This window comes from Pararcticibacter amylolyticus (assembly GCF_003130405.1).
GTDB classification, from domain to species: Bacteria; Bacteroidota; Bacteroidia; order Sphingobacteriales; family Sphingobacteriaceae; genus Arcticibacter; species Arcticibacter amylolyticus.
The window spans coordinates 98942-107255 of sequence record NZ_QEAS01000020.1; the positions used below are offsets into that span (position 1 = coordinate 98942).

6 protein-coding genes are annotated in these 8314 nt (G+C 43.6%); all 6 read left to right on the forward strand.

Annotated elements, in window-relative coordinates; genetic code table 11:
• Window positions 1-3: 3 nt before the first annotated feature.
• The 6 genes from DDR33_RS20535 to DDR33_RS20560 are packed head-to-tail and all read left to right on the forward strand — an operon-like array spanning window position 4 to window position 8255.
• Window positions 4-3021 (forward strand): TAT-variant-translocated molybdopterin oxidoreductase, encoded by a 3018-nt coding sequence (locus DDR33_RS20535; protein ID WP_109417676.1) that lies wholly within the window; start codon window positions 4-6, stop codon window positions 3019-3021.
• Window positions 3022-3050: 29 nt separating this feature from the next.
• A complete protein-coding gene (gene nrfD, locus DDR33_RS20540) occupies window positions 3051-4523 on the forward strand; it encodes an NrfD/PsrC family molybdoenzyme membrane anchor subunit (protein ID WP_109417677.1) in 1473 nt (490 codons plus the stop codon).
• Between the two features lie 2 nt (window positions 4524-4525).
• Window positions 4526-5062 (forward strand): DUF3341 domain-containing protein, encoded by a 537-nt coding sequence (locus DDR33_RS20545; RefSeq protein WP_109417678.1) that lies wholly within the window; start codon window positions 4526-4528, stop codon window positions 5060-5062.
• Window positions 5046-5642 (forward strand): c-type cytochrome, encoded by a 597-nt coding sequence (locus DDR33_RS20550; RefSeq protein ID WP_238387881.1) that lies wholly within the window; start codon window positions 5046-5048, stop codon window positions 5640-5642. Before DDR33_RS20545 ends, DDR33_RS20550 begins: the two co-directional genes overlap by 17 nt.
• A 16-nt stretch (window positions 5643-5658) precedes the next feature.
• Window positions 5659-6894 carry a quinol:cytochrome C oxidoreductase gene (locus tag DDR33_RS20555; protein ID WP_109417680.1) on the forward strand — a complete coding sequence of 412 codons (1236 nt, stop codon included), beginning with the start codon at window positions 5659-5661 and terminating at the stop codon, window positions 6892-6894.
• A 44-nt stretch (window positions 6895-6938) separates the two neighbouring features.
• On the forward strand, window positions 6939-8255 hold the full coding sequence (locus DDR33_RS20560) for a cytochrome c oxidase subunit II (protein ID WP_109417681.1): 1317 nt from the start codon (window positions 6939-6941) through the stop codon (window positions 8253-8255).
• The last annotated feature ends 59 nt before the right edge of the window (window positions 8256-8314 follow it).

An 8314-nucleotide genomic window follows, 5' to 3' on the forward strand; every position in this document is an offset into this window, starting at 1 on the left:
TAAATGGAAAGCAATAAAAAATACTGGAAAGGTTTAGATGAACTGCAAAGAACTCCAGAATTTGCAGAAAAAAATAAAAACGAATTTGCAGAAGAACTTCCTCTCGAGGAGGTTCTTAGCGAATCTGGTCTGAATACAGTAACACCCCGCCGCGACTTTCTAAAGACTCTGGGCTTTGGATTAGGGGCGGTATCACTGGCTGCTTGTCAGACTGCTCCCGTACACAAGTCAATCCCTTATTTAATAAAGCCGGAGGAGGTCACTCCAGGTGTGCCAAACTATTATGTTTCGAGTTACAATGGTCAGAGTATCCTGGTAAAGACAAGGGAAGGGCGGCCTATTAAAGTTGAAGGTAACGGCACAGGTCTTTTTGGCAACCATGGTACCGATGCTACAGCCCAGGCTTCAGTGCTTGATCTTTATGACGTTTCAAAGTTAAAAAGCCCGAAATTAAACGGAGCAGAAACCTCATGGAAGGAACTGGATGCCTTCGTTAAAGGAGAGCTTAACAAAGTTCAGGCTTCGGGAAAGAAGATCCGTATCGTTTCTTCAACCGTAACAAGTCCATCAGCCAAATCGGTTATTGCCGAGTTTATTTCTCAGTACCCTAATACTACACATGTTCAGGCAGATGCCGTGTCTTACAGCGGCATCATACAGGCGAATGGAAGCAGCTTTGGTAAAGCGGTTCTTCCGCGTTACCGTTTTGACCGGGCTGATGTCATCGTAAGCTTCGGTGCCGATTTTCTTGGTACCTGGATCGCGGGCGAGGAATTCACCAAACAATATGTGAGCAACCGGAACGCTCAGTCCCTGAAGAAGGGAAAGATGTCAAGGCATATACAGTTTGAAGCCGGAATGAGTATGACCGGTACTAATGCAGATTCCAGGATTGCGGTGAAGCCATCGGAAATGGGACTGGCAGTTCTAGCATTGTACAATGCGGTAACAGGAAGCCAGACAGGCGGCGCCCAGATTGGAAATAACACCGCAGCAGATAAGGCTGTGAAGCTGGCTGCGAAGGAACTGCAGAATGCGAGGGGCCGAGCACTGGTTGTAGCCGGCTCGAACGATGTTGCAATACAGACAGTTGTTAACGCCATCAATGCTGCTCTAGGAAGCTACGGAGCAACAATAGATCTTGATAATCCTTTTTATACATACTCAGGAAATGATGCATCATTTAATGCATTCGTTGACGAGATGGGCAGGGGAGAAGTAGGAGCTGTATTTTTCCTGAATACTAATCCGGCTTATACTTACTTTAACAGTAAGGCATTCTCTGATGCACTTGCAAAGGTGCCTTTGAAGGTTTCTTTTGCTGACCGTGAAGACGAGACTGCGTCTCTATGTAATGTGATTGCCACTAACGCTAATTACCTTGAGTCATGGGGTGATGAAAACGCGTTTGAAGGATATTATACTCTCATACAACCTGCCATTAACCCGGTATTTTCTACCCGCCAGGCTGAGCAGAGTTTATTGATCTGGTCTGATAACGCCCAGAAGAATTATTATCAGTACGTTAAAGCGTACTGGGAGAAGAACCTGTTGCCAGCTGCGGGAAAGACCTGGAAGCAATTATTGCAGGAGGGTTTTGTTTATACAGGCGAGAAGCCGGCAACGGCATACACGTTTGGAGGTAACGTAGCTGCAGCTTCACAAGCTATAGCAACTCAAAGCAAGGCACTTGCAAAAGATATTGAAGTTCAGCTTTACGAGAGCGTTGCAATAAGGGACGGAAGGCACGCTAATAACGCCTTTTTACAAGAGCTTCCTGATCCGGTATCCAAGGTTACCTGGGACAATTATGCTGCTGTTGCTCCAAAGTTCGCTGAAGAGCAGGGAATCGAAGAGTTTGACCTGATAGAGATCAAAGGAGCTAATGGTTATACTGTTGTCCTGCCGGTACTTTTACAGCCCGGACAGGCTAAGGGAACCATTTCTATCGCTGTTGGTTACGGCCGAACCAAGACTGGTAAGGCTGGAAACGGTGTAGGAAAGAATGCATATCCATTTGCATCGGTCGTGAATGGCACTGTGCAATTCCTGACTACTGCTACTATCAGCAAGACCGGCGGTAAGATGGAGCTTGCGCAAACGCAGACGCACCATTCTTATGAAGGCCGTACTGTGATACGCGAGGCATCATTCAAGAACTATCTTAAGGATCCTCATACCGGAAATGATAAACACCAGGGTGAGCATAAAACCTATGATTTATGGCCAGAGCACAAGCAGATCGGTCATAGCTGGGTAATGGCGATCGACCTGAATGCATGTACCGGCTGCGGCTCCTGTGTGGTAGCGTGTAATGTTGAGAATAACATTCCGGTTGTGGGTAAAGATGAAGTGCGCAGAAGACGGGAAATGCACTGGATCCGGATAGACCGCTATTACAGTTTCAATGAAGGTGGTAAGTCTGTGACGGAAGAGAAGGAGATTGAGAAGCTTGATAACTTTGATGACGTTTCGGTTGTTCACCAGCCAATGCTTTGTCAGCATTGCGATCATGCACCATGTGAAACTGTTTGTCCGGTTATTGCGACCATGCACTCGTCTGACGGCTTAAATCATATGGCTTATAACCGTTGTGTGGGTACCCGTTATTGCGCAAACAACTGTCCATATAAAGTACGCCGGTTCAACTGGTTCAATTACTGGAACGATTCCCGGTTTGACAACTATCTGAACAATGAATTTTCTCAGTTGTTGCTAAATCCGGATGTTACAACCCGTTCACGTGGTGTAATGGAAAAATGTACCATGTGCATTCAGCGTATTCAGGGTGGCCGTTTACAGGCTAAACTTGAAAAACGCCCGTTGAAAGACGGAGAAATACAGATGGCCTGCCAGCAGGCATGTACTGCAGGGGCCATTATTTTCGGGGACTTTAATGATCCGAACTCTGAAGTAAGGAAAGCTCTGGGAGATGAACGTACCTATTATGTGCTTCAGGAATTAAATGTGCAGCCGGGCATAGGCTACCAGACAAAAGTTAGAAATACAGTAGAAGCTTAACAGATTTCATTAAGAGATTTAAATATATTATGTCAGCTCATAACGAATCAATATTAAGGGAACCATTAATCACTGGTGAGAATATAACCTATTCAAAGATTACCAATGATGTATTGGTACCCGTGGAAAATAAGCCCAATAAGGCTTGGTGGATCGGCTTCGGAATAGCAGTTGCATTCGCACTTACCTGGGTGGTTACAATCAGTTATACTTTCTGGGTAGGACTGGGTACCTGGGGATTAAATAAAACAGTTGGATGGGCCTGGGATATTACCGGCTTCGTATGGTGGGTAGGTATTGGTCACGCGGGTACGCTGATCTCGGCGGTGTTGTTACTGTTCAGACAAAACTGGCGTAACTCCATTAACCGGTCGGCAGAGGCGATGACGATCTTTGCGGTTATCTGTGCTGCCACTTACATTTTTGCACACATGGGACGTCCGTGGTTAGCCTACTGGGTGTTCCCTCTTCCAAATCAATTCGGTTCTTTATGGGTAAACTTTAATTCTCCGCTGGTTTGGGACGTATTCGCGATTTCGACTTACTTCTCTGTATCGCTGGTTTTCTGGTATACCGGATTATTACCTGATATCGCCACTATCCGCGACCGTGCTACCGGTGCACGCCGCAGAATCTATTCCATCCTGTCTTTCGGATGGGCCGGATCAGTAAAGAACTGGCAGAGATTTGAAGCGGTGTCGCTGATCCTTGCAGGTGTATCCACACCGCTTGTACTTTCTGTACACACCATTGTATCCTTCGACTTTGCTACTTCTCTTGAGCCGGGCTGGCATACTACTATCTTCCCTCCATATTTCGTTGCCGGAGCTATTTTCTCTGGCTTTGCGATGGTTCAGACTCTTCTTCTAATTGCAAGAAAAGTAATGAAGTGGGAAAATTACATCACCATGTTTCATATTGAATCCATGAATAAGGTGATCATCGTTACCGGATCTATCGTTGGGGTTGCTTATTTAACAGAGCTCTTCATCGCATGGTATTCGGGAGTTGAGTATGAACAGTATGCGTTCCTTAACCGTATCAGCGGTCCTTACTGGTGGGCATACTGGAGTATGATGACCTGTAACGTAATCTCTCCGCAGTTGTTCTGGTTTAAGAAGATCCGGACAAGTATCTGGGCATCCTGGGTTCTTTCTATCGTTGTAAATATCGGGATGTGGTTTGAACGTTTCGTGATCATCGTAACTTCGCTGCACCGTGACTTTATACCATCAAGCTGGGTGATGTTCTATCCTACCGTTGTAGACGTTCTGCTCTTTGTAGGATCAATCGGGGTATTTTTTACATTATTCCTGTTGTTCCTGAGGGTTCTTCCTGGTATTGCGATGGCTGAGGTTAAACTGATCCTGAAAAGTTCAAGCGATCAGGCTAAGCAGAAACTGATCAGAGAGGGAAAAGTAGACCCTGAACAGGCAGAGTTCTATAAGAACTCTTTGGAGAAATATGATAGTGTGTCAAAAACTGAATACGCGAATATTTAAAAATGAGCAACGTCAAATATATATTAGGCCATTTTGAAGATCCTGATGATCTGATGCACGGGATCGAGAAACTTCAGGAAAATAACGTAGGCATTTATGATGTTTATACCCCTATGCCTATTCACGGAATTGAGGAAAAGCTGGGATATAAGCGGTCCAGGCTTCCTATTGCAGCGTTTTGTTTCGGTCTTACCGGTACAATTACTGCGTTCTCCATGATTTATTATATGCTGGTATACGACTGGCCGATGAACATTGGTGGTAAACCTGCGTTTGCTATGCCCAATTTCGTTCCGATTACCTTTGAGCTTACCGTTCTGTTTGCTGCATACGGAATGATGTTTACATTCTTTTATGCCAATCATTTCTTCCCGGGAAGAGCGCCGAGGGTAATGGATTTGCGGGCGACAGATGATCGTTTTATAATCGCGGTAGACGCTAAGGCGAATCCTTATCCGGATAAAATTGAAAATCTTTTAAAAGATGCTGGAGCTGTAGAAGTAAAGCATAATGAAAGGAAGTATGTTAGTTATGAATAAGCTCAGGATAGTAAGTGCAGCAGTCATTACGGTTGCTGTTGCCGCCGGCCTTTCATCCTGTGGCAATAAGAAGAACCCTGGGCTGGAGTTTGCCCGGAATATGTACGATCCGATTGCATTTAACCCGGATCAGCCGAATGATAATTTTGCGAACGGACAAACCGCTCAGTTACCACCGGAAGGAACGATGCCTGTAGGATATGATCCTGTTGCGGATGCTTATCCGAATACACCGGAAGGATATCAGGCAGCAAGTGCTAATTTGAAAAATCCACTTCCTGCAACTCAGCAGAATTTATCACAGGGAAGGACCCTATATCTTCATATGTGTTCACATTGTCACGGAACCCAGGGGCACGGGGACGGGCAAATTATTAAGTTGGAAAAGTTCCCTCCTCCTCCCTCATATTCAACGGGAAACTCCTCAAGAGGAGGAGCTATGAAGGATTTAACCGATGGAAAGATTTTTCATACGATCACATACGGTTTAAATCTTATGGGGCCGCACCGTACGCAGCTTAATCCCACCGAAAGATGGAAGATCGTTATGTACGTTCATGAATTGCAAAAACTTCAATAGTTAATGTTTAAGCCAAATGGGAACTCACAGTCATCATACACATAATTTTACTCAACAATACGAATTCTCTGGAAAAGCAAAAACCTGGAGTTTAATTGCTATTGTGATCGGAATACTCGCCGTCTTATATGGTTTTCTAATGGATCCGGCAGAGAATCACGCGGAGCGGACTTTCGCAAATCTTTTATTAATGGGCTATTACTTTACATCTGTATGTGCAGCGGGGGCTTTCTTTCTTGCACTTCAGTTTGTTACCCAGGCTGGCTGGTCTGCAGCTCTCCTCAGAATACCTCAGGCTTTTGCAAAAGTGCTTCCTATTGCCTCGATTATCTTAATTGCGATCTGTGTTGCGGGATTATTTACTCATAATCTTTATCATCACTGGAATCACGAAGGGATTACGATCCCCGGGCATAAGAATTATGATCCGATTATTGCAAACAAAGCCAGTTATCTTAATGTTCCTTTCTTCATTATAAGGCAGGTAATCTTTTTGGGAATATACAGTATTTTTGCTCTCTCTCTGACACGGTTTTCCAGGAACGAAGATCTGGAAGGCGGACTGAAAAGCTATAAGAAGAGTTTTAAGATTTCCGCAATTTTCCTTGTGATCTTTGGTTTTACTACTCCTATATGGTCTTTTGATACCATCATGTCTCTTGAAGCTCATTGGTTTTCAACGATGTTTGGCTGGTATAATTTCGCGGCTATGTGGGTAAGTGGTCTTTGTGTTATTTCGATAACGGCTATACTGCTAAAAAGAGCGGGATATATGAACTGGCTTAATGATAGCCATTTCCATGATCTTGGTAAGCTTGTATTTGCGTTTTCTATCTTCTGGACCTATGTATGGTTTGCACAATTCCTTCTTACGTGGTATGCTAATATTCCGGAGGAGACAGTATACTTTTACAAAAGATGGGAAGACAATTACAAGCCATGGTTCTGGTTGAATATTGTGATTAATTTTGTAGCACCTGTTTTAATTCTGATGACGAGAGATGCAAAGAGAAGGACTAATACCCTTTTATTTGTATGCATTCTTCTGCTGATGGGACACTGGCTGGATTATTATATCATGATCATGCCCGGAACTGTAGAGGAGCATCCTGGTTTCGGAATCATTGAGATCGGTACAGCCATAGGCTTTGCAGGATTATTCACCTTCCTGATGCTTAATCAGCTGAGCAAGCACGCTTTAATTCCGAAGAACCATCCTTTCCTTGAAGAAAGTTTACATCACTCTATATAATAATACTTTACAGACGGATTTAAGTCAAGAATTGTTAGAAAGAAATGCAGTTTAATAGAATTTTTAATATCAGGAGCTTTTTTGCAGTACTTGTTGTATGCTTACTTATCAGTAGCATACAAGTATTAGCCCGCCAGGCCTCACCGGCGACAGAGGGCGATATGGTTGCTGCTGACACCGCTCAGCAAATCAACTCAACAACGGGGTCTATTGGGGAGACCCCCACTGCTGTTTCGGAGTCGGAAACAGATGACGGAACAACATTGGCTTCAGCCGAAGAGGTGGTGCAAAATACAGCAATGTATAAATCTGCTGCATTTTATGTCATTCTTTTTATTCTCGTTTGCATATTTCTCGGTGTCATCGGAAAGGTGCTGAAAGTATACGAGCTAACAAGAGAGATACAAGGGAAACAGGCACCTCTTAACAGAAATACTGTTCAGGCTTTTCTGTTCATCATTACGCTTGCTATCCTGTTTTTTGGTACTTACTGGTCGTATCATACCTGGGGCAATGTAGCCACAGGCCCATCAGGATCTGTACACGGAGAGCGTATTGATAATATGATGATGGTGACAATCACTATTACAACCATCGTTTTTGTCATTACTCAATTCCTGCTGTTCGGTTTTTCATTCCGTTATAAAGGGTCTGAGAAAAGAAAGGCTTATTATTATCCGCACAATAATGCAATCGAGCGTTTGTGGACTATTATTCCTGCACTAGTTTTGACGGCTTTGGTTGTATTCGGGTTTTTCACATGGAGAAGTATTACGAATCCTCCTGAAGAAGAGATAAAGCGGGCTTTATCTGTAGAGGTAACGGGTGAACAGTTTAAATGGAATGTTCGTTATGCCGGAGAAGACAATCAATTGGGTGTGAGAAATTACAAACTTACCACCCCGCTAAATACACTTGGTATTGATTTTACTGATAAGAAAAGCTGGGATGATAAGTTAGGGGGCGAGATCGTTCTTCCCAAAGGGAGGCCTGTACGGTTCACTATCAACTCAAAGGATATTCTTCACAGTTTCTATATTCCTGATTTCAGGGTACAGATGAATGCTGTTCCCGGTATGCCTACTTATTTTCAGTTTACTCCCCGTTTTACTACTGATGAAATGCGTGAGAAAACAGGAAATGCTGCCTTTGATTATGTTTTATTGTGTAACAAGATCTGTGGAACCGGACATTACAATATGCAATATAAGGTAAGGGTTGTAGACGAAAAAGAGTATAACGAGTGGATAGCCAAGCAACCGCTATATTACAATGACGATGTGAAGAAGGAAACTGAGCAGAGAATGGTTAAATCGGAGGCGGCAAAGGCAGATAACAAATTAGCGATTAATAATCAGTAAACAGATAGGTCGAGAATATGTCAAGTACAGCAATTCATCATACATTAGAGCATTCAGGG